Origin of the sequence: Akkermansia sp. NBRC 115031 (genome assembly GCF_030268505.1) — a bacterium.
Taxonomy (GTDB): domain Bacteria; phylum Verrucomicrobiota; class Verrucomicrobiia; order Verrucomicrobiales; family Akkermansiaceae; genus Akkermansia; species Akkermansia massiliensis.
The window spans coordinates 131226-152096 of the sequence record NZ_BSQU01000002.1 but is presented as its reverse complement, the minus strand read 5'-3'; the positions used below and the strand labels follow the sequence as shown (position 1 = coordinate 152096).

Below are 20871 nucleotides of genomic sequence, written 5' to 3'. Positions count from 1 at the left end.
CTTCAGGAGCATGTGCCATCCTCCTTCTCAAACTGCTTTTGAAGCCTGAGAATTTTATTCCTGGTCATCCGGTAAACAGGCCTGTAAAGGTGCTTTTTCAGGATGGCCGGGAGGGTTCTTCCGGGCAGCGGGCCATGCAGCAGCCCGGCTTCACGCATGGCGCGTTCGTAACGTTCCCCTTCATAGCGCCAATTATACCGCCAGGGCTTGTGCACCCCCTGGTAATGCAGAATGCCCGGTTCCAGCGCCGCTTCCACCGCCTGGCGCGGCGTCACTCCTCGCCAGAACCGTTCCCTGGGGTCGTTCTTCAGGATGCGGCGCGTCAGGCCGTCATGCCAGTTCCAGCGCGGATGCAGCGGCACGGTCAGCTCGCACAGGGCGCCGTTCAGCGCGTCCTGGTCCGGGCAGGTCAGCCTGTCCCGGTGGCTGACGGCATAATCCAGCACGGCCCTGACCAGGTTCTTTTCCCGGAATACGTCCACATTCATCAGCAGCACGCCGGAATTGAAATACCCCGTGCAGGTCAGCGGCATCTCCAGGCGTTCGTTGAAATGGGAACCGGGCCTGGAAAAATTCTCAAACACCACTCCCACCGCCTTCCCGGACATATCCGTCCGGAACAGCTCCGTCAAATCCCGGCAAACCAGAACGTCAATATCCAGATACAGGATGTTGCCCCGCTCCTCCTTCAATAACTCCGGGATGAACACGCGGCCCCAGGCGGGCACGGGCCACTGTTCCGTATGGGGAAAGTCGTGCTCCTCCAGAATGCCGGAAACGTCTATGAACTCCAACCGGCACTCAAACGGGGCCGCCAGGCGCTCAATGCTGTTCCGGTTCTCCCCGTCAATGCCGTCGGAAAGGATGTAAATCTTGTAAAAGGTTTCCGGAGCAGCGGTGCTCAGCAGGGAAAACACGGTAACGCTCAAAGGCAGGATGCCCCGGTTGTCACTGGCCAGGACGACGGCAAATTCATTCTTCTTCATCGGTCGATCGTTCGGGTGGTGTCAGCGGCGCAGCAGCCGGGCGCCCGCTTTGCGCATTCTCTTCCAGTAATAGGAAAAGTCCAAGCCGGATTTTCCGGCCAGCCAGGTTTTCAGCAGTTTTTCTTCCCGGCGGGACAGGCGGGAATCCTCCTCTCCGGGACGGTACAGGTTTTCTTCACGGAGCATTCGGGACACTTTCCGGGTGACCTCTTTCTGGACGGCATGGGGGGCGTACTTGCGGATATTCCGCACGCCCATCACCAGCATTTTCAGAAAAGGCGTCCTGTATTCCTCCAGGATTCCGGCTCGTTTCCACTCTTCCAGCACCAGTTGCGCCACCGTCAGGTAATCCAGCGACTGAAGGGAACTGCCGGACGCAAAGCCGCTGGTGATGGACCCGGCGCGCTTGCGGTAAACGTATGCCGCCCTGCTGACCACACACACCCTTCTGCACCGCGGAAAGGCGACATAGTGGAAATACAGGTCCTCGCAGGCAACGCCCTCGGGGAACCGGATGCCATGCTCCTCCACAACGGAACGCCGTATCATCATGCCGCCCGCTCCATGGTGTATTTTACCGATGGTTTCCGGCGTACAGGGAATCCATCCCTTTCCGGGGGGCGCGATGTCCTCCGGCAGGAACCGGTCCTCCCTTCCGGGGTCGGACTCATAATAATACCGGAACCCGCACACCAGCTTGTCGGCGTCCAGCGCCTTCGCACGGCTGTACATCTCCTCCAGCAAATCCGTTTCCAGCCAGTCGTCTGAATCCACCAGCACCAGGTATTCTCCCTGCGCATAGCTCATCGCCAGGTTCCGGGTGCGGGAAAGGCCGCCGTTTTCCGGGGCCTGCACCACTTTCACCCGCTGGTCCCGCTCCGCAAACTCCCGCAGGATGGACAGGGACCCGTCCGTGGAAGCGTCGTCCACGCAAACCACTTCCAGCTCCCGGAGCGTCTGTGCGCAGATGCTTTCCAGGCACTGGGCCAGATACGGTTCCACATTGTAAACCGGAACCAGCACGGAAATTTTCACGGGAGCCGTCATGACGCCTGCGGAGTGGCCGCCATTTTTGCAGGTTCAAGCTCTTCCTGCGGGGGCAGGAAGGGCTCCAGCGTGGACCACGCCTGGTCCACCGTAATTTCCTCAATAGAGCCGGGGGAAATCAGGTTGGAAATGCACCGGGCCGTAATGGCGGACTTGCGCGTCCGGTGGCAGAAAATAGCGGTCACCGGGACCCCGGCATAGGCGCACATGTGCGTAGGCCCCGTATCATTGCCCACACAGGCCAGGGAACGGAGCGCCATCTGGGGAATATCCATCAGGGTGGACTTGCCCAGGAAACTGACGGCCAGGGGGGAGCTGGCGGCAATGGCCTCCACCTCCGCAGCCTCCGCCCAGGTGCCGATCACGACGGAGGAAATGCCCCTTTCCGCCAGGCGCCGGGCCAGGGCGCAGAAATTCTCCACGGGCCAGCGCTTGTAGGGATGGCTGGGGGAACAGCCCGGAATCATCATCACGTAGCGTTCCGGAAGCTCGTCAAAATGCAGCCCTTCCCCGTGCATGAAGGAGAGGTCCGTCAGGACGCGTTCCAGGTGGAACGGTTCCTTCACCACCCTGCCAAACCGGAAGCCGCCTTTTTTCAGCAGCCTGCGCCGTTCCCCGGAATTGCAGGCCACCCAGTCCATGTCATGGTCCAGCAGGAAGCGGACGGCGGGATAATAACGCTTCCTGGTGCGGGAAGACTCCTGGAGGTCGTACACCACGTCAAAATTCCCTTTCACGATGGAACGGATGGCCCCCCACGTGGCGCCAAGCTTCCGGTAGGGCAGGCGGTTGTCCACAATGAAATCGTCAAACACCCCGAGCTGTTCCGCCATGGGAACAAACATCCCCATGGTCATCAGGGTGATATGCGCCTCCGGATGGAGCTCCCGGAGCCGCTTCATCGTCCCCATGGCAAGCACCACGTCGCCAAGGGCGCCGTGCTTGATCATCAGAATGCGCTGTGCGGGCATGGGCGGAAAAAGGAATGCGGGTTAAACGTAGCTGTCCTCCCTGTCCAGATATTTCTGCACGTACTGGCGCACGCCGTCCTCCAAGGAAGTCATGGGGGCTGCATAGCCGGCGGCGCGCAGCCTGGAAAGGTCCGCCTGCGTATAATACTGGTACTTGCCCTTGAGCTCTTCAGGCATCTCCCGGTAGGCGATCTTTTCCTGGAGCCCCAGCGCATTGAACGCCGCCTTCGCCAGATCGTAGAAGGAGCGCGCCTCCCCGGACCCCACATTGAACAATCCGCTCACCTCCGGATGGTCCAGCAGCCAGAGCACCACGTTCACGCAGTCACCCACCCACACGAAGTCCCGGAGCTGCCAGCCGTCCCGGTAGTCGGGATGGTAGGACTTGAACAGCTTCACCGTTTCATTCACCTTCACCTGGGGGAAAATGTGGGCCACCACGCTCTTCTGCCCCCCCTTGTGGTATTCATTGGGGCCGTACACGTTGAAAAACTTGAGCCCGGCGTACTGGGGGGGAACCGGCCGCCCTTCCTTCACCTCCCGGGCCACCTTGCGGTCAAACAGGGCCTTGCTCCAGCCGTACGCGTTCAGGGGGCGCAGGGCATTGACGTGCTCCAGGGAGGAGTCATCGTCAAACCCCATGGAGCCGTCCCCGTACGTGGCCGCAGAAGAGGCGTAAATAAACTGCTTGCCGTACAGGGCGCAGAACTCCCACAGGCGCCAGCTCAGCGTGAAATTCGTCCGGATGATCAGATCGGCGTCCGTCTCCGTGGTGGCGGAAATGGCCCCCATGTGAATGACGGCCTCAATTTCCTCCGCATGCGCCTCCATGTAGTCAAGCATGTCCTCCGGAGGAATCACGGCGCACAGCTCTCTCTTGGCGATGTTTTTCCACTTGTCGGAAGAGCCCAGCTCATCCACCACCACAAGATCCTTTTTACCGGCCTTTTCCAGAGCGGCGACAATGTTTGAGCCGATGAAGCCGGCCCCACCCGTGACAATAATCATAAGAGAAGAATAAATGAAGAAGTTGTACGGCCTTTTGTACCACATCCACCCGGCCCTAGGCAACTGCCATTTGAGGCGTTCCCGGACTCCAAATTCTCAACGAATTTACAATCCGGATACTCCAACCCCTGGCCGGACCATGCGGAAAACCGTTGGAACGCAATCCCCGCGCATCCCGCGGAATCCCCGGCCTTCATCCCCTCTTTTCATGCTGACAACGTTAAAAACCTTCGGTAATATTTATCTTGCAAAAATTATCATTGACCACGGATTGTAAATCCGTTACATACATTATAAGCTTATGCGTCCCGACGTTTCCATCATCGTTCCCTGCTACAATGTAGCCGCTTATGTGGACGACTGTCTGGACAGCCTGGTTCGGCAGACCCTCCGGAACATTGAAATCATCTGCATCAATGACGGCTCCATGGACGATACCTGGGCGCACCTGCTCCGCTGGAAGGAAAAGGACGGCAGAATCATCCTTCTGAACCAGCAGAACGCGGGCGTTTCCGCCGCAAGGAACGCGGGGCTGGATGCGGCGCGGGGCCTTTACGTCGGCTTTGCGGACCCGGACGACTACGTGGACCCGGAAATGTACTCCCGCCTTTTTTCCGCGGCCCTGGAACATGATGCGGACATCGTGGAGTGCGGCAACCATGTCTTCGAGGACTCGTCGGACCGGCTCATTGAGGCCAGAAGGAGGTCGCCCTCCTGGCATTTTGAAAAGGACGCCTCCCCGGCCAGCTTCTTCCGGGACTCCATCTGGGGGAAAATGGACATCTGCGTATGGAGCAAGCTGTTCCGGAAAAGCATGCTGGACGCCCACCGCCTCCGCTTCAATGTGAACCTGAAATCCGGCGCGGAGGATGAAACCTTCCGGCTGATGGCCGTCCCCCACGCCTCCCGCCTCCTGTTCATTCCGGACTGCCTGTATTACTACCGCCTCATGCGGAGCGGTTCCCTTTCCCGCCGCTGCAATGACCCCACCTACTTCAAATGCGTGCAGGAATTCCAGCGTCTGCTGTACATCGTGGACTACTGGAAGGAACACGGATGGCAGAATGAAGGCCTGTTCGCCTACGGCGTGCGGAAAATCAGGCCTTTCTTCGTTTCCAAGCATCCTCTTTTCCACCAGATGACCGCCGTTCAGCAACAGTCCCTGCTGGACTGGTGGCACCTGTTCTACCGGAACGCGGAAGGGGCTCGGTTCCTCTCCGTCCTGCCGGGCCGGGACAGGCAACTGGTGGACCTGCTGAACTCGGCGCAGCCGCCATCCAACGGCTGGGGCCGCATCCTGCTGGCGGCCTGTTCCCTGCTTCCCGGACAGAAGGGACGCTATTATTCCTGCAAAAGAATGCTCGCGGAACATTTTTCCCAAGCGCATTCCAACGGTTCCCAAGGGAAAAACGCCTCGCCGGAAGAGCCGTTTGACACATCGCCGCCTTCCCTGTAAATTGCCTTATCCCTACCTTCCGGACAATGAACCGCTTTCTCTCATTCGCAGACTCCCGCATGGCGGCCGCCCTGGAACGGCTGGGCAGGCAGGCGGAAGCGCTGGATTTTTTCGATGAGATCACGCTGTTCACGGAACATGACCTTTCCGCGGAATTCACCGGCCGCATGGGCAAATACCTGACGCCGTCCTGCCGGGGATTCGGGTACTGGTCCTGGAAACCCTGGTCCATCCACCACGTCCTGCAGGACATGCAGGAAGGCGACCGCCTCCTGTACCTGGATGCAGGCTGCCATATCAACATTAACGGAGCGAAGCGTTTCCGGGAATATGTGGACATGCTGGACCGGGACAGCCGCGGCATGCTGGTTTTCACCAACGGGCAGCCGGAATACAAATGGACCAAGGGGGACATCCTGCGCCACTTCGGCGTTTCCGGGGAAGACGTCCATGTCACGCACACCCAGCAAATTGCGGGAGGGCACGTCTTTCTGAAAAAGAACCCGGTCACGGAAAACCTGATCCGGGACTGGCTCCATGTCTTTTACGACCATCTGCACCTGGCGGACAATTCTCCCTCCGCCTCTCCCAACCTGCCGGGCTTTGTAGAAAACCGGTATGACCAGAGCATCTTCTCCATCCTGTGCAAGCTGCAGGGCATCACCGCCCTGGACGGTACGGAAACCTATGCGGAGGACTGGGAACAGCTTTCCTCCTTTCCATTCCAGGACAGGCGCGACATGGGAATCCCGCGGACCGCAAAAAAAGGCTGGCTGCAAAAATGCAGGCAACTTCTTCTTCCCGCCAAAAAGGGCGGATTAGGAATCCGGTAAGGATGCCACAGCTCGGAAAAGCTCTCCTTTTCCCCCCTCCGGGATGGTCCAATTGCCGCTCCATCAACATTCTCCCCATCTCCCTTTCATGGTCGCGTACCTCCCGGGAGCCACGGCCTCCCGGCCCTGATACCTATCGCCTCCGGAACGCAGCAACGGCTATTTAATATTATTTATACTATTATATACAATGAGTTATATCTATTATAGCCAGAAATCTTCCGCTCCCAGGCGCCGAAGCCGCAAAACACCGTCAATCAAAATATCCTTTCACAGCCGCGGCCCCTCCGTGAGCCAGCTTCCCCTGCTTCTTGTTGAAAGAAGAAGCCTCCCTGACATCAGGGCCAGCGTCTGCCGGTTCACGGAATAACGGCAAGCGAAATCTTCCCAAAACGTTTTTCTTTCAGATTTGCAGGCTTGACGCCGGATTCCTAATCCTCATACTCCCCTATGTGACTTCTCCTCAACGCAGGACAGTATTCCAAGTCTCCCACAGCGTATCGGCCAGCTCCGCTCCCTACCGGTTGAATGATGCCCTGAACCGGAATATTTCCGATATGGAATCCGTCCTTCTGCTCAGGAGGCGCAAGGGAATAGACGGCCTGGAAATCAGCAGATCCGCCGCCAGAAGAGCTACGGACGCGCTGCGCCGCCATCTGGCGCATGGATTTGACGCCCTGCTGCCGGAAAGAAGGAGGGACCTGCCCTTCTCCCTGAACGTGCTGGGCATGGGGTTCGACACCGCCCAGATGGAGAAAGCCGACCTGGTGCACCTGCACTGGATAGGCGGCCGAACGGTGGATTTCACGCGGCTGAGCCACATCCGCCGCCCGCTGGTCTATACGCTGCACGACATGTTTGCCTGCACCGCGGGGTGCCACTGCACCATGGACTGCGACCGATTCCGGGACGAATGCCGCGGCAGTTGCCCCCAGCTCGGCACTCCCCGCCTCTTCCGCGGCCTTCCGGCGTGGCTGTTCTCCCGCAAGCGCCGCTCCTTCGCCCGCATACCGTCCCTGACGCTGGTGACGCCCTCCCTCTGGCTGAAAAGGGAAGTGGAAAAAGGCTGCATGTTCCCCGGAAGAAGGATTGTCCAGATTTACAACCCCGTGGATACGGACCTCTTCCGCCCGGCGGAAGACCGGGAGGCCATCCGTGCGGCCCTGGGCATCCCGTCCGGAGCCTTTGTCATTGCCTGCGGCGCAACCGGCCTGTTCAATCCGGTCAAGGGAGGCCATTTCATCCCCCTGGTGCTGGAGGAACTGTACCGGCGCGGGCACAGGAACCTTCATCTGCTGCTCTTCGGCAACCAGGAAAAGAACGTGGAATTCCCCTTCCCCAGCACAAATGCCGGCTTCATTACGGACATGAACAAGCTGGCCGGGCTTTACAGCGCGGCGGACATCTTCCTGAATCCCACGCTTCAGGACGTCCTTTCCAACGTAGCTCTGGAATCCATGGCCTGCAAGACCCCCTCCGTCACCTTCCGGACGGGCGGAGTTCCGGAAGTGGTCCTGGACGGCAGGACGGGGCTGGTGGCTCCCCAGGGAGACCTGAATCAAATGGCAGGCCACTGCGAACGGCTCATCCGGGACGGAAAGCTCCTGCTGGCCCTGGCGGAGGAAGGCCGCCAACACGCCGAACAAACGTTTTCCTACCCCGTCATTGCCGCGCGGCACGCCGCCCTGTATGAAGAAACGCTCCGGGAATACCGTCGCGAAGGGTGAAAAAGGCTGATGTTTAACCGCCGGGCAACCTTCCCCCAACACGCCCGGCCGGCCCCTGCCTTTGTCATTGACAAGAAAGAGCCGCCCCATACACTCTCAACCACTCCGACCCGCCTTCTCCCATGAAAACGCTTAAAATCTCCTTTTTACAGTCCACTCCGGATTTCGGCAGGGAAGGCATTTACCAGCTCCTGAAAGACCGTTACCGCGTGGTGGAAGACGATTCCGACTTCGACTACCTGATCGCCACCCCCTGGTTTTACGTCAACCGGGAAGCGTTTTACGATTTTCTGGAACGGGCCCCCGGCCATATCACCGTCATGTACGGCTGCCATGAAGCCATCGCGCCGGACTTCATGCTGTTTGACTACTACATCGGGCTGGATGCGGTGCCCGGAAGCGACCGCACCGTCAAACTCCCCTTCCTGCGCCACCATTTGCAGGAAGTGCACGGCGGCAAGGCAGGCCTGGACGTCCGCGCCCTCCTGGCCTCCAAAACGGGCTTCTGCAACTTCATTTACGCCAACCGCAAATCCCATCCCAACCGGGACGCCATTTTTCACAAGCTCTCCTCCGTCCGGTTCGTCAACTCCCTGGGGCCCCACCTCAACAACACGCCGGGCGACGGCCACCGGTCGGAAGACTGGTACGCCTCCTCCATCCGGATGAAAAAGCCGTACAAATTCTCCATTGCCTTTGAAAACGCTTGGTACCCCGGCTACACCAGCGAGAAAATCGTCACCAGCATGCTTGCGGGCACCATCCCCATTTACTGGGGCAATCCGGACATCGGAAGGGAATTCAACTCCGCCGCGTTCATCAACTGCCACGACTTCCCCACCCTGGACGACGCCGCGGCCTACGTGAAGAAAGTGGACAAAGACGACGGCCTGTGGTGTGAAATCATGTCCCGCCCCTGGAAAACCCTGGAACAGGAAGCCCTCTTCCTGGAAGAAACGGAACGTGAAACAGCCAAACTCTACCGGATATTCGACCAGTCTCCGGAAGAAGCGCGCCGCAAGGGGGACGGCACATGGATTGCCTACTACCAGCGCTTTTTAAAACGCGGCCACAGGCTGCGCCTGGCATGGCGGCGGCTGAAGAACCGCCTGCGCCACTGACCCAGGCTCCCGGACAGTTCAACTCCATCCCGGCTTCTCTCGCTTCCTCTTCACTTTCTCCCCCATCCCTGTATTTGCCTTCTTTCCGCCTCATGAACAAATGCCTTTCTGAAAACTTTTGTTCACCTTCCCTCCATCAGGCCGGAAATGCCGCCCACGGAACCTACTTTCCGCACATCGACGGCCTGCGCACCTTTGCCGTGCTGGCCGTCGTCCTGTACCATTTGCAGGAATGGATCTGCCCGGGAGGGTACACGGGCGTGGACATCTTCTTCGTCATCTCCGGCTACCTGATCGGCAGCGGCCTTGTCCGCAGCCTGAAGGAAGGGAACTTCTCCCTGTCCTCCTTTTACTACCGGAGAATCAGGCGCATCATGCCCGCCTATTTCTGCCTGATTGCGGTCGTGCTGGCCTTCGGGTGCGTGGTGCTGGCCTGCGACGACCTGCGGACCCTGGGGCGCACCGTGAGGTCAAGCGCCCTCTTCATCACCAACATTTATTTCAGCAGGACCGCAGGAAACTATTTCAGCCCGGCCGCAGAAGAAAACCCGCTGCTGAACCTGTGGTCCCTGAGCGTGGAGGAGCAATTCTACCTGACGATTCCGCTCGCCCTGTGGCTGCTCTGGAAATTCAGGAAAAACGCCGTCAAGCCCGTTCTCTGCGGAGCCCTGGCGCTCTCCCTGTTCGCCGCCGTCTACCACATGGGGAATCTGGAGCATAACAAGGCCTTTTACCTGCTTCACTGCCGCGCCTGGGAACTCCTGGCAGGCTGTCTCCTGGCCCTGGCTCCCGCCGCTACGGAACAGGGCCGGGGAATACGCTGGCTGCGGCTGGCGGGGTGGGCCGGCATTCTGCTCCCCTTTGCCTGTTATTCCTCCTCCACGCCCTTTCCGGGTTATACGGCCATTCCTTCCGTCGCGGGGGCGGCCCTTCTGATCCGCTACGGAAGCCACGGCTGGTCCGGGCGCATCCTCAGGCATCCGCTCAGCACGGGCATCGGCAAAATCTCCTACTCCCTGTACCTGTGGCACTGGCCCGTCATCGTGTACTGGACCTACTTCTGCTTCAATGAATGCGGTCCGCGGGACTATGCGGGCATGTTCCTTCTCTCCCTTCTTCTCGGTTTCCTTTCCTGGAAATTCGTGGAAACCCCCTTCAGGACAGCCGCCGCATGGCGGAAGCCCGCAAAAGCGTTCCTGCTCACGGCGGCAGGGTGCCTCACGCTGGATTTTGCCGGAGAATGGCTCAAATGGACGGACGGCGCACGGGACTACTGGCACGTGGCCGCCAACAACATATCATTCCCGGAATACTGGAAGGGGCCGGCCTTCCCGCCCTCCTTCGGCATCACGCCCCCTGACCGTGCGGTGGTGGAAAAGGGAAACGCCATCCAGCCCCATCATCCGGAGCTGGGAGACGTGACGGACTACCCCTTTGTACTGCTGGGTAAAACCGGGCAGCCCCCTTCCTTCCTGCTTATGGGAGACAGCCATGCCATGGCCAGCTCTCCGGGCTTTGACGACGCCGCCCGGCTCCTCAACCGGTCAGGCCTGTTCTACCGGGCGCGGCTATGCCCCCTGAGCGGCATTTCCGAGTCCGGAGACGCGGATTCCCTCACGCTGCTGCGCATGATGTACCCGCACTGGGAGCACAACATGGACCTGATTCTGGACTGGCTGGAAAACACTCCCCAGATACACACCGTATTCATCCACAACCGCTGGATTGAACTGGTCAACAGCCACCGGGACATGCGCCTGAAACAACTGGTTGCGGACGGCCTGCTCCACACCTGCGCACGCCTTCGCAAGGCCGGCAAGCAAATCGTGCTGCTGGGTCCCGTGCCTGAATGGACCTTCGGCCCGCGCAAACTCATGCGGCGCAATGCGCTGCTGAACGCCAACCGCGCGGACCGCCTGCTGGGCGGAGACTTCATCACGCGGCAGCGCCCCGTATTCGCCCTGCTGGAGCACATGGAATCCACGGGCCTGTGCCGCTTTATCCCGCTGCACGGCGCCTTCCATAAAAACGGGCGGTGGCTGGAAGAAGACGAGGGGCACCTGATGTACTGTGACGACAACCACCTTTCCCCCTACGGTTCCAGGAAAATGGTTTCCGGCATCCTCGACCAGCTTTTTCCGGGGATGGAAAGCACGGTGTCCAACTGACGGAAGCTCCGCACGGAAAAACGCCCAATCCTTTGACATTGACAAGGAAGGAAGGCCCTCTACACTGACGTCATGCAGCGCCGCCGCCGCGATGCTTCCGGACGGGTTGCCCGACGTACGGCGGAAAGCCCGCGCGCCGCTTCAACGCCTCCATTCCCATGACGGATTCCTCCCGCCCCATACGCATCAAGGTCATCAGAAAATCCACCAAGGCCTCCCCGGATAAAACGGAATCCCTGCTGTGGGGCGACTGCCTGTTCTGCACGGACGCCGCCATGACGGACTATGACTGGGTACTAGTATACGATGAATTCCCCAGGAACTCCATAGGCACCATCAAGGATGAAACGGAACCCCTGCTCTGTCCCCCGGACCAGACCATCCTGATCACGGTGGAACCCCCTTCCATTAAAATCTACAGCCGGGCATACACCGGCCAGTTCGGCACCGTGCTGACTACCCACTCCGTCCGGGACCTCCCGCACCCCAACCATACCCTGGGCCGTGGATGCCTGGAATGGCTGTACATCAAGCCCATGCAGGAGATTCTGGACCAGACGGAATTTCCGAAAACCAAGATGCTTTCCACCATCTGTTCCGCCAAGCAGCACACGCATACCATGCATAAAATGCGTTATGACCTCACGCGCTACCTGGCGGACCGCCTGCCGGAGCTGGACTGGTTCGGGCATGGCATTCAGGAAATAGAAAACAAAACCGTCGCCATGGACGGCTACAAGTACCATCTGTGCGTGGAAAACCATCTGGAACCCCATCACTGGACGGAAAAACTGTCCGACGCCTTCGTCGCCATGACCCTTCCCTTTTACGCCGGGGACCCGCTGGCGACGGAATGCTTCCCGCAGGAAAGCTTCATCCCCATCCCCCTGGACGATCCGCAAAAAGCCTTTGAAATTATCCGCAAGGCCATGGACGGCGGGGAATACGAAAAGCGGCTTCCCGCCATTCGCGAGGCTAGACGCCTGGTGCTGGAAAAGTACAACATGTTCGCCCAGACAGCCGCCGTCATCCACAACCACCGGGGAACGGGAACCGTCCGGCCCGGCGCCACGCTGAAAGGGCGCCACGTCCTGCGGAAAAACCCGCTCAACGCCCTCCGGGAGCTGGCGGATACGCTGGCCTATAAAATCAGGTCACGCGGCAGGCGCGGGACCGGAGCCGGAGTGTAGCCCGGCTGCCGTCCCCAGGATAAGGGCCAAAACTCCCCCCCTACCAGTAAATGGAAGTGCTGGACGGCATTTTGCCGATGGCCTTGCGGCAGGCGGACCGGGCCGCCTCCATGCGGTGGAAGGATTCGGAAGGAACGCTTTCCCCCTGGTATTCAGCCAGCTTCCTGCCCGCCAGATTATGCACGGTCACGGTAACCTTCGTCCTGTAGCCGGGCCGCGTATTGGGACCGGGCAGCGTGGTGAAATAATTCCCGTTGCGAATCAGCACATGCTCCTGCGCCGTCTTGCTGACGGTCGCCACGGCTCCGTAGCCGTCTTCTCCGGGGTACATGACCCGGAATCCCTTGGACGAGAGGGAGGCGGCAGCCGTATCCGCCATCTCCCAGTCGGAGCACTGGACCCTGATCTTGCGGTATTTGACCCGGCGTTCGGCGGCGGCCCGCTGATTCTGCTCCATCTCCTTGTTAAACTGGGCCCATTCTTCCGCCGTACATGCAGCCAGGGAGGCAAACACGGCCGCAGCGGCCCATCTGGTCCAAATTCCGTATCTCATCGCTTTAACAGGCATACGTTCTCCCTCCAGCCTGAACCCGGTTCAAGCCGTCTGAAAAACAGATTGTCAACGAAGCCGTAAAACCTTAATCGGATTTGCGGGAGGCGTGCTTCCTGGCCCGTTCCTCCTCCTTCTGCTTCTTCAGGTCCTCCTTCATCTTGGTCTTCTCCTCGGAATCCAGCTTGCCGTCCTTATTGGTATCATACTTTTCAAGGAGGGCGGCCTTCTTTTCCGCGGAAGTCATTCTCTTGGGAGCGTCTTCCTCCGCCATGGAGGGCATGGCGAACGCAGCGGCCATAATAATAAGCAAGTACTTCATCATTAAATGGGGGTTCTTAAACAATCCTCTTCTACTCCCACGCGCTTCCCTTGTCTCTCTTTTTTTAGTAATGCATGTAAATTACACTGCCATGCGCCCTTTCCGCCTCGTGAACGGCTCTCCGGCCTAGGCTTTCACGAACGGGAAAAACAGAGGGATCACCACCACCATGACCAGCCCCATGATCACCTGGAGGGGAACCCCTACCTTCACGTAATCCATGAACGTGTACTTGCCCGCCGGCATGACCAGGGCATTGGGCGGCGTGGAAAAGGGAGAGGCAAAACACATGCTGGTGCCCACGGAAACCGCCAGCAGCAGCGGATAGGGGCTGATGCCCATGCTCACCGCGGATTGCAGGGCGATGGGAGCCAGCAGCACCGCCGTGGCCGTATTGCTGATGAACATGGTCAGCAGGGAGGCCGTGAAATAAACGCCCGCCATCAGGGCGAACGGCCCGAATCCCCCCAGGCCGGCCACCAGGCCGTGGGAGATGACCTCCGAGGTGCCGGTCTTCTCCAGCGCCACGGACATCGGCAGCATGGCGGCAATCAGCACGATGCTCTCCCAGTTGATCGTCCGGTACGCCTCCTCCACGTTGCGCAGGCATCCGCACAGCACCATCAGGACGGCGGCGATCAGCACCGCGGCCACCGCGGGCACCCAGTTGAACACCATGGCCGCAATCATCAGCAGCATGATGCCAGCGGCCAGCGGGGCCTTGTGCGTCAGGGTCACCTTGGACGCCTCCGCCAGCGGCTGGCCCACCACGACCCATTCAAAGGTTTTCTCACTCAGGCGCGCAATATCCGCCCAGGTTCCCTGAATCAGCAGCGTATCCCCGTACTGGAGCTTCACATCCTTCAAATTGTGGAAAATGTAATGGTTGTCCCGCTGGATGGCCAGAATGTTGACCCCGTACTTGGCGCGGAGCCCGGAAGACTTCACGGGCATGTTGATGAGGTCCGAGTTGCGCATGAGCAGCATCTCCGCAATGCCTATCTCGTCAAACTTCAATTTGCTTTTCAGCAGGGAATCCGTATCTTCCGACGTCTTCCGGTTAATCATCACCGCCCCGTATTCCCGGGCGAAACGGTCCACGTCCTCAAACTCCCCCATCACGTAAATGACGTCTCCCCGCGCCACCCGCGTGTCCGAGCCCGCCATGGTCTGGCTGACCGTTTGCAGGAAGGAATGCCGACTGGAATGCCTGCGGCGCACTTCCACGATGTTCACGTGGTAGCGGTCCGGTATCTGGAGGTCGTGCAGGGGGTTCTCCGTCAGGGCGGAATCCTCCAGCACCCGGAGACGGTAAAGATTGCTGATGATCTGGTACTCGTCTATCAACTGGCTGAGGGACTTGCCCTTGGCCTCGTGTTCCGTCTTGTCGTCATGACGGCCCAGGAACTTCCTGCTCAGGGGAATCAGCAGCAGGACGCCCGTCACGATGCAGACGAGGCCGATGGGGGTGAACGAGAAAAAGCCCAGCCCCTCCATTCCCGCCTCCTGAAGCTGGTTGTTGATGACCAGGTTGGGGGGCGTGCCGATCAGCGTCAGCATGCCGCCCATGCTGCTGGCAAACGCCATGGGCATAAGCAGGCGGCTCGTCTGGATGCCGCCGTCCGCGGCCAGGCTCACCAGAATGGGCAGCATCAGCGCCACCGTTCCCGTATTGCTGACAAACGCTCCGATACCCGCCGTGACAAGCATGGTCAGCACCAGCAGGCGCAGCTCGCTCTTGCCGGCCAGCTTCATGATCCTGCCGCCCAGCATCTTGGCCAGTCCCGTCCGGAAAATGGCTCCCCCCACCACGAAAAGCCCCACCATCATGACTACGATGGAGTTGGAAAAGCCGGAAAGCGCCTGCTCCGGGCTTAAAATCCCGAACACGATCAGGCACAGCAGGGAACACAGCGCGACAATATCTGAACGGATTCTCCCCTGGACGAACAAAACGGCGGATACTCCCAGAATGAGCAGCGTGGTCAACATGTCAATAAACGGCAGAGATGAAAAATCGGCAAGAGAGAATATCTAACATGTCCTGCGCGCCTTGTCGATAGGCTGAACAAGTCATCCGCCTCCCCATCCTCCGAGCGCATGCTCGTTTCCTGCTTCTCCTACAGGGCGGCGATTCCCTTTTCCCGTTGAACATCACGAACCCGCAACCGCGGAAACAATAAAAAACGCGTTCTTCCGGAGAACGCGTTATGAAAGTAAAAGTGGTGGGTAGAGAAGGATTCGAACCTTCGAAAGCGAATGCTAACAGATTTACAGTCTGCCCCCTTTGACCGCTCGGGAATCTACCCACTTGAAGTGATGTGCGGCGAATGTATAGGGATTCCGGCGCCTTAGCAAGTTTTTTTTGTAAAAAGTAGGTATGCCCAAGGACCGGAAAATCTTATGCCGCAATCATGCCTCCGGGCGGCAAACCGGAAGACGGTTCCTCAAGCCGCCGCCGCGCCGGATGGCGTGCCCGGGAGGCGGGAAAAGGTCCGGCAGCCGGAAGCGCCGTTCCTACGGCTCTCCCACATACACCGGCGCGCGGCTGTCCGGGGAATCCGCGTCCAGCTGTTCCAGCTGGGGCAGGATGTTCTCCATGCTTTCCCAGACGGCGGGAACAATCTTGATTCCGGTCCCGAACTGGGCCGCAATCATCAGGGCGTCCGACGGGCGGGCGTCCAGCTCCACCAGCTTGTCCATGACCTCGTTGGCGGCCTCCACCGCCACGCGGGCGTAAAAAACTTCATCCTTGCGGCCATTGATGAGCACCAGCCTCACCCGGCACTCCATGGCGGATAAAAAATGGGACAGCAGGGAGGACGTGTCCGGCCGCACCGGGCGTTCCCCGTTCAGGCTGCGCTCCAGCGCCATGCCGTCCGCCAGCTCCATGAAGATAACGCCCGCCTTGCCGGTCAGCGGATCACGCAGGCACACACCTGCCCCGGCCCGGGTATAGAGCAGGGCGTACGGTTCCAGGGTGATCAGCTTTTCATCCGGCATGGCGTGCGGAAATCAAATGTTAAAAACCGGGATTGATGACTCGCTCCGTATACCGGGCAGCGACCTTGACGTATTTCTCCGCCCACTTGCGGTTATTATCCGCGGATTCCGGGCCCAGGTCCTTCACCACTTTGGCGGGGGACCCCAGCACCAGGGAATTGGGCGGAATGACGGTGCCCTTGGTGATCAGCGCGCCCGCGCCCACTACGGATCCCTGGCCGATGACCGCGCCGTCCAGAATGATGGACCCCATGCCGATCAGGCAGTTGTCCTCCACCGTGCAGGCGTGCAGAATCACGCCGTGGCCCACGGTCACGTACTTGCCTACATAGCAGCCGAAGTCGTCCGCCAGATGGATGCAGCTATTATCCTGGATATTGGAGTAATCTCCAATGACGATCTTGTTGATGTCCGCGCGCAGCGTGGTGTGGTACCAGATGCTGGCGTGCTCTCCAATGGTGACATCTCCGATCAGGTCGGCGCTTTCCGCCACAAAAGCGGTATCCGCCACTTTGGGCCAGAAGTTCGCGTAAGGTTCTCTTGCCATATAGGTCATGTATTAGTTGAAGATAAGACAGCATTCCAGCCTAAAAACGTTCATTCCACGGGTATGCCGCAGCCGGAGGCGGCCAGGGCCGCGCGCCTGGGGAAATGATGGGTGGGGCCGCAGGCGGCCTGCCGGGCTATCCCTCCTCCCGGATGCCCTTCTTGCTGTTCTTCTCCCGCTTCTCCGCGTCCTTGCGCAGGGAAGCGGCCTTCTTTTCATTGCCACCCTTTTCATAATATCCGGCTATCTTCCTCTGGATGGCAACCTCCTTCTTCACCTTGAAGTAGTCGTCCGACTTGGTTCGGATATAGCGGTTGTAGGAGGATTCCGCCTCCTTGGCGAGCTGAAGAACGGCCTCCGGCTCCTGGGAGACATACCGGTAATACTGCCCCATCAGCGCCTCGAACACTTCCGCGCGGCGCGCGTAATCCTTCATGGACTTGCGGTACAGGGAAGCCACGCCGGCCTTGTCCCCGTTCTCCATCAGGATGTCCGCCTGCCGCTTGATGGCGGCGGAAGTCAGATCGCTGCGGCCCTCGTCCGTCTCCTTTTCCAGCTTTTTCAGGTCCCGGGCCACATTGCGCTTGTTGGTGGAGGCGTCCCTCATGGGGAAAATGTATTCATCCTCCACGCGGGCGGCCATGGCCAGGTAATCCGGCCGGGAGCGGAACTTGCGCTTGATCATGGTCACCAGCACATCCCATTCCTCCAGCTTCGTGCCGCTTTCCGGACGGCTCATCAGCGCGATCAGGCGTTCCCAGCCCAGAGGGCTTCCGGGGGTGGCCTGCGTGGCGGCTTCCAGCATCACCCGGACGCAATCCGGCTTCTGCATCTCTTCAAACAGGTCCGCCAGGGAAAGGTAATCCAGGGAGGTGTCCAGCCGGGAGCCGTTCACCTTCTTGTCCATGCCCTGTAGAAGAGTGGATTCATGCTTTGACTTGCGGTTGTGCGGATGGGAAAAATGCCCCGTATTGTACCCATACCCGCCATAGGACTGCCAGGTTTCGTCCGTCGTCAGCAGATTGATCCAGGCGTGCGGGCCGCGGTTGCCGTCCCCGGTGACGTAGGCGGAGGGAATGCCGTTGCATTTGGCGGTATTCACGGCAAAATAGGCCTGGTCCATGCAGATGCCGCCTTCATCCAGAATCTCCTGGAAGGTGTAATTCGTGTAAGGATCCTTGCCCAGGGCGGCGCGGTCCATCCGGTAGCGGATCATGGAATAGGCACCGCCCCAGCCCTTCCGGGTAAGGCGCACCTTCTTGCGCGCCCAGTCCATCTCCGACCTCGGCAGGCGCACGTCCACCACGAACAGCAGCTCGGAAGGGCTTAATTTGGTAATATCCGTAAGAAGTTCATGGGCTTCATCCATCTCCACGAAGTACTCGAACACCTGTTCCAGCGTCAGGGGAGTAGTGGAAATGTTGGTGGAAGAAGAGGCCCGCAGCCTGGACGGACTGGAGGCGATGCGGGGGTCCAGCATGGCGCAGGCCAGCGCCAGGGAGGAATACTTGCTCCGGGGCATGGCGGAGGTTTTCATCCAGAACTCCGCCCACTTCCGCAGGATGCCTCCCCATTCCTCCCTGGGAGTCTGTTCCCGCACCATCGTGCGCAGGAAGAGCCGCAGAGGGTCGGAGGGGTCTGAAAAAAGCCACGGATAAAAATATCTGGGGGAACTCTCCTTGAGCTGCTCCTGAATGGTTTCCGCCCCCACCTTGCTGATGAGCTGGTACAGTTCATTGGCGCGCATGAGATACGGGCTTTGGTCATACATGGACACGTCGAATTTGCCGAATTTAATGACCTTCACGGCGTCACGTTCCAGATTGGACCGCAGGAAACCGGCGTACAAGTCATAGCGGCCCGTCTCCAGGGCCAGATTGAAGGCGTCCGTAAACAATTTCCTGTTGGCGGCGTTATTGGCCTTCAGGCTGACCAGCAAAACGGGCTTTTTGAAAATCTCCAGGCGCGGGTCTTCCTCCCGGACCACGGGCTCTTCCTTCGGCTCTGCGGGAGCCGGCTCCACCGCCTCCGGTTCCTTCTGCTGCCGTTTTCTGGCGGCCTCTTCCGCAGCCAGGCGTTCCGCTTCCAGCCGTGCTTTTTCCGCCGCCTCCGCACGCGCCCGTTCCTCCGCCGCCTTGCGCGCCGCCTCCAGCTCCGCAGCCTTCCGTGCGCGCGCCGCTTTCGCTTCCGCGTCCCTTCTGGCCGCCAGCTCTGCGGCCTCCGCCTCCCGTTGAACGGAAATGCGGTGGTAAACCACTCCGCCGCCGGCAAGAGCCAGCACCAGGATAATGGTCATGACAATTCCCCCGGAGGAGGATTTTTTACGCTTGGGAGAACCGGGACGCAAGGGATTGACAGGATTCATGGGATAAGGCTTGAACGGGTTGGAGCAAATTGGGCAGGGAAGGAAAAAAGATTTCCATCCCTGTTCCGTTTGACATAAAAGCGCAATACCCTCCCAAGGTCAACTTGAAACAACGGTCTTTTCCGGTGAGTCCATCTTCCGGAACCCGTTAAGAATCAAACCAAGGGATTTTTCCTTGTGTTTTCATAGCCATTTTATAGGATTAGGTTCTCACGTGTTCCCAAAAACATGAGAAAAATACAAGTATCCTGCTAATTATTCCATCATCTTTATCCGTCTTTCGCCGCCTATGAATATTTCTCATGCTCTCAGCCCGCTTCTGGCCGTCATTTCGGGAAGCCTCCTCTCCGGAACGGCCCTCAGTGACAACATCGTGCTGCCTCCGCCGGACAAAAAGGGCGGCAGGCCGCTCATGCAGGTCCTGAATGAACGGCATTCCACCAGATCCTTCGCAGACAAGCCCATTCCGATGGAAATCCTGTCTTCCCTGCTCTGGGCGGCTCAAGGCGTCAACCGGGACGATCCTGATTACCGTACGGCGCCGTCCTCCCGGAATTCCAACGAAATAGAAATCTATGCCGTCCTGCCGCAGGGCGCCTATCTTTACAAGCCGGAAACCCACCAGTTGGAGCGAGTGGTTCAGGGCGATATGCGTGCCGCCACGGGAACGCAGGAATTCGCGGCTACCGCGCCGCTGAACCTGGTCTATGTGGTGGACCAGTCCAAACAGCCCGGAGACTTTGACGCCAAAAGAAAACTGGTCACGGCCTGCACGGGCGTGGGATTCATCGGAGAAAACGTCTATCTTTTCTGTACTTCCGCGGGCCTCGGCACCGTCTTCCGCGCCATGATTGACGCCGACTATATCCAGCGGCGCTTGAAACTCCCCGTCTTTAAAAAAGTCCTGTACGCCCAGAGCGTCGGTTACCCGTCCGATTCCTGAAAGAAACCATGAACCGGAACGCTGTGATACTCGCCGTTCTGGCGGCGCCTCTTCCCCTTGCCTGCGCAGAAACCTTGATGGAAACCCCCGCTCCCATCAAGGTAAAAGACGCCAGAAACTGCTACCGCCTCAGCCCGGAGCTGTACCGTTCCGGACAACCCGGCGGCGACGGGTTCAAGGCCCTGGAAAAGCTGGGGCTCAAATCCGTCCTGAACCTGCGGGAATACCACAGCGACGCCGATGAGGCGGAACATACCGGACTGCGCCTGTACCGCATTAAACTGGCGGCAGGGAAAGTGACCCGGGAAGAACTCATGGACTGCCTGCTGGTCATCAGCAGCGCGCCCAAGCCCGTTCTGGTGCACTGCTGGCACGGGTCCGACCGCACCGGCATTGTCTGCGCCGCCTACCGCATCGTCATGCAGGGCTGGACGCCGGAAAAGGCACTTGAAGAGCTGATGGACGAACGCTTCGGGCACCACCGGTCCTACTACTCCAACCTCGCGGAACTGGTCAGAGACACGGACTGGAAGGCGTTCAAAGAGGAATTCCGGAGAAAAAGACAGGCTCAGGGCGTCTGACACCCAGGCTGCGGCTCCCCCCATGGCGCGGGTTCATGGAAAAAAGCTTTTTC

The 20871-nt window shown here is 59.4% G+C and carries 18 protein-coding genes and 1 tRNA gene; 8 read left to right on the top strand and 11 right to left on the bottom strand.

What is annotated here, in order from left to right; genetic code table 11:
• Nucleotides 1–2 precede the first annotated feature (2 nt).
• From QSJ36_RS03370 to rfaD, 4 genes are read right to left on the bottom strand one after another with little or no spacing between them, the layout of a single operon-like run.
• A complete protein-coding gene (locus QSJ36_RS03370) occupies nt 3–986 on the bottom strand; it encodes a glycosyltransferase family 8 protein (RefSeq protein ID WP_022396402.1) in 984 nt (327 codons plus the stop codon).
• Between the two features lie 21 nt (nt 987–1007).
• A complete protein-coding gene (locus QSJ36_RS03365; RefSeq protein WP_022396403.1) occupies nt 1008–2033 on the bottom strand; it encodes a glycosyltransferase family 2 protein in 1026 nt (341 codons plus the stop codon).
• Entirely contained in the window at nt 2030–3004 is a 975-nt protein-coding gene (locus tag QSJ36_RS03360) for a glycosyltransferase family 9 protein (protein ID WP_285466884.1), read from the bottom strand. Before QSJ36_RS03360 ends, QSJ36_RS03365 begins: the two co-directional genes overlap by 4 nt.
• A 21-nt stretch (nt 3005–3025) precedes the next feature.
• On the bottom strand, nt 3026–4012 hold the full coding sequence (rfaD, locus tag QSJ36_RS03355) for an ADP-glyceromanno-heptose 6-epimerase (protein ID WP_102721708.1): 987 nt from the start codon (nt 4010–4012) through the stop codon (nt 3026–3028).
• Between the two features lie 301 nt (nt 4013–4313).
• On the opposite strand from rfaD, the gene QSJ36_RS03350 reads away from it, so the two are divergent.
• The 6 genes from QSJ36_RS03350 to QSJ36_RS03325 all read left to right on the top strand — a co-directional run bounded on the left by QSJ36_RS03350 (nt 4314) and on the right by QSJ36_RS03325 (nt 12507).
• Complete coding sequence (locus QSJ36_RS03350; protein WP_022396406.1) at nt 4314–5468, top strand: glycosyltransferase; 1155 nt, start codon at nt 4314–4316, stop codon at nt 5466–5468.
• A gap of 26 nt (nt 5469–5494) precedes the next feature.
• Nucleotides 5495–6301 (top strand): hypothetical protein, encoded by an 807-nt coding sequence (locus QSJ36_RS03345; protein ID WP_022396407.1) that lies wholly within the window; start codon nt 5495–5497, stop codon nt 6299–6301.
• Nucleotides 6302–6753: 452 nt separating this feature from the next.
• Complete coding sequence (locus tag QSJ36_RS03340; protein ID WP_146020052.1) at nt 6754–8028, top strand: glycosyltransferase; 1275 nt, start codon at nt 6754–6756, stop codon at nt 8026–8028.
• A 122-nt stretch (nt 8029–8150) separates the two neighbouring features.
• A complete protein-coding gene (locus QSJ36_RS03335; RefSeq protein WP_022396409.1) occupies nt 8151–9149 on the top strand; it encodes a glycosyltransferase family 10 in 999 nt (332 codons plus the stop codon).
• Nucleotides 9150–9241: 92 nt separating this feature from the next.
• Nucleotides 9242–11317 (top strand): acyltransferase family protein, encoded by a 2076-nt coding sequence (locus tag QSJ36_RS03330; RefSeq protein WP_022396410.1) that lies wholly within the window; start codon nt 9242–9244, stop codon nt 11315–11317.
• 158 nt (nt 11318–11475) lie between these two features.
• The gene (locus QSJ36_RS03325) at nt 11476–12507 is read left to right on the top strand and encodes a glycosyltransferase family 10 (protein WP_022396411.1); all 1032 of its coding nucleotides are present in this window, start codon (nt 11476–11478) and stop codon (nt 12505–12507) included.
• 40 nt (nt 12508–12547) lie between these two features.
• Here the strand turns inward: QSJ36_RS03325 and QSJ36_RS03320 are convergent, their stop codons facing one another.
• The 7 genes from QSJ36_RS03320 to QSJ36_RS03290 all read right to left on the bottom strand — a co-directional run bounded on the left by QSJ36_RS03320 (nt 12548) and on the right by QSJ36_RS03290 (nt 19294).
• Nucleotides 12548–13060 (bottom strand): hypothetical protein, encoded by a 513-nt coding sequence (locus QSJ36_RS03320; RefSeq protein ID WP_102721605.1) that lies wholly within the window; start codon nt 13058–13060, stop codon nt 12548–12550.
• An 85-nt stretch (nt 13061–13145) separates the two neighbouring features.
• Nucleotides 13146–13382 (bottom strand): hypothetical protein, encoded by a 237-nt coding sequence (locus tag QSJ36_RS03315; RefSeq protein WP_022396413.1) that lies wholly within the window; start codon nt 13380–13382, stop codon nt 13146–13148.
• Between the two features lie 123 nt (nt 13383–13505).
• Entirely contained in the window at nt 13506–15371 is a 1866-nt protein-coding gene (locus QSJ36_RS03310) for an SLC13 family permease (RefSeq protein WP_022396414.1), read from the bottom strand.
• Between the two features lie 231 nt (nt 15372–15602).
• Nucleotides 15603–15688: transfer RNA gene (locus QSJ36_RS03305), tRNA-Tyr, on the bottom strand.
• A 208-nt stretch (nt 15689–15896) separates the two neighbouring features.
• Nucleotides 15897–16382: a bifunctional nuclease domain-containing protein gene (locus QSJ36_RS03300; RefSeq protein ID WP_022396415.1), complete on the bottom strand. Its 486-nt coding sequence runs from the start codon at nt 16380–16382 to the stop codon at nt 15897–15899.
• 19 nt (nt 16383–16401) lie between these two features.
• On the bottom strand, nt 16402–16929 hold the full coding sequence (locus QSJ36_RS03295; RefSeq protein WP_257228329.1) for a gamma carbonic anhydrase family protein: 528 nt from the start codon (nt 16927–16929) through the stop codon (nt 16402–16404).
• 136 nt (nt 16930–17065) lie between these two features.
• The gene (locus QSJ36_RS03290; RefSeq protein WP_285466875.1) at nt 17066–19294 is read right to left on the bottom strand and encodes a hypothetical protein; all 2229 of its coding nucleotides are present in this window, start codon (nt 19292–19294) and stop codon (nt 17066–17068) included.
• 289 nt (nt 19295–19583) lie between these two features.
• Here QSJ36_RS03290 and QSJ36_RS03285 point away from each other — a divergent pair, with 289 nt between their 5' ends.
• Together QSJ36_RS03285 and QSJ36_RS03280 are read left to right on the top strand one after the other, a co-directional pair.
• The gene (locus QSJ36_RS03285) at nt 19584–20237 is read left to right on the top strand and encodes a nitroreductase family protein (RefSeq protein WP_022396418.1); all 654 of its coding nucleotides are present in this window, start codon (nt 19584–19586) and stop codon (nt 20235–20237) included.
• A gap of 8 nt (nt 20238–20245) precedes the next feature.
• On the top strand, nt 20246–20818 hold the full coding sequence (locus tag QSJ36_RS03280; protein WP_022396419.1) for a tyrosine-protein phosphatase: 573 nt from the start codon (nt 20246–20248) through the stop codon (nt 20816–20818).
• Nucleotides 20819–20871 lie beyond the last annotated feature (53 nt).

Excerpts from the sequence above, each read along its gene's own strand:
- QSJ36_RS03370 (WP_022396402.1), bottom strand. The coding sequence starts at position 986 with ATGAAGAAGAATGAATTTGCCGTCGTCCTGGCCAGTGACAACCGGGGC.
- QSJ36_RS03365 (WP_022396403.1), bottom strand. The coding sequence starts at position 2,033 with ATGACGGCTCCCGTGAAAATTTCCGTGCTGGTTCCGGTTTACAATGTG.
- QSJ36_RS03360 (WP_285466884.1), bottom strand. The coding sequence starts at position 3,004 with ATGCCCGCACAGCGCATTCTGATGATCAAGCACGGCGCCCTTGGCGAC.
- rfaD (WP_102721708.1), bottom strand. The coding sequence starts at position 4,012 with ATGATTATTGTCACGGGTGGGGCCGGCTTCATCGGCTCAAACATTGTC.
- QSJ36_RS03350 (WP_022396406.1), top strand. The coding sequence starts at position 4,314 with ATGCGTCCCGACGTTTCCATCATCGTTCCCTGCTACAATGTAGCCGCT.
- QSJ36_RS03345 (WP_022396407.1), top strand. The coding sequence starts at position 5,495 with ATGAACCGCTTTCTCTCATTCGCAGACTCCCGCATGGCGGCCGCCCTG.
- QSJ36_RS03335 (WP_022396409.1), top strand. The coding sequence starts at position 8,151 with ATGAAAACGCTTAAAATCTCCTTTTTACAGTCCACTCCGGATTTCGGC.
- QSJ36_RS03330 (WP_022396410.1), top strand. The coding sequence starts at position 9,242 with ATGAACAAATGCCTTTCTGAAAACTTTTGTTCACCTTCCCTCCATCAG.
- QSJ36_RS03325 (WP_022396411.1), top strand. The coding sequence starts at position 11,476 with ATGACGGATTCCTCCCGCCCCATACGCATCAAGGTCATCAGAAAATCC.
- QSJ36_RS03320 (WP_102721605.1), bottom strand. The coding sequence starts at position 13,060 with ATGAGATACGGAATTTGGACCAGATGGGCCGCTGCGGCCGTGTTTGCC.
- QSJ36_RS03315 (WP_022396413.1), bottom strand. The coding sequence starts at position 13,382 with ATGATGAAGTACTTGCTTATTATTATGGCCGCTGCGTTCGCCATGCCC.
- QSJ36_RS03310 (WP_022396414.1), bottom strand. The coding sequence starts at position 15,371 with ATGTTGACCACGCTGCTCATTCTGGGAGTATCCGCCGTTTTGTTCGTC.
- QSJ36_RS03300 (WP_022396415.1), bottom strand. The coding sequence starts at position 16,382 with ATGCCGGATGAAAAGCTGATCACCCTGGAACCGTACGCCCTGCTCTAT.
- QSJ36_RS03295 (WP_257228329.1), bottom strand. The coding sequence starts at position 16,929 with ATGGCAAGAGAACCTTACGCGAACTTCTGGCCCAAAGTGGCGGATACC.
- QSJ36_RS03290 (WP_285466875.1), bottom strand. The coding sequence starts at position 19,294 with ATGAATCCTGTCAATCCCTTGCGTCCCGGTTCTCCCAAGCGTAAAAAA.
- QSJ36_RS03285 (WP_022396418.1), top strand. The coding sequence starts at position 19,584 with ATGAATATTTCTCATGCTCTCAGCCCGCTTCTGGCCGTCATTTCGGGA.
- QSJ36_RS03280 (WP_022396419.1), top strand. The coding sequence starts at position 20,246 with ATGAACCGGAACGCTGTGATACTCGCCGTTCTGGCGGCGCCTCTTCCC.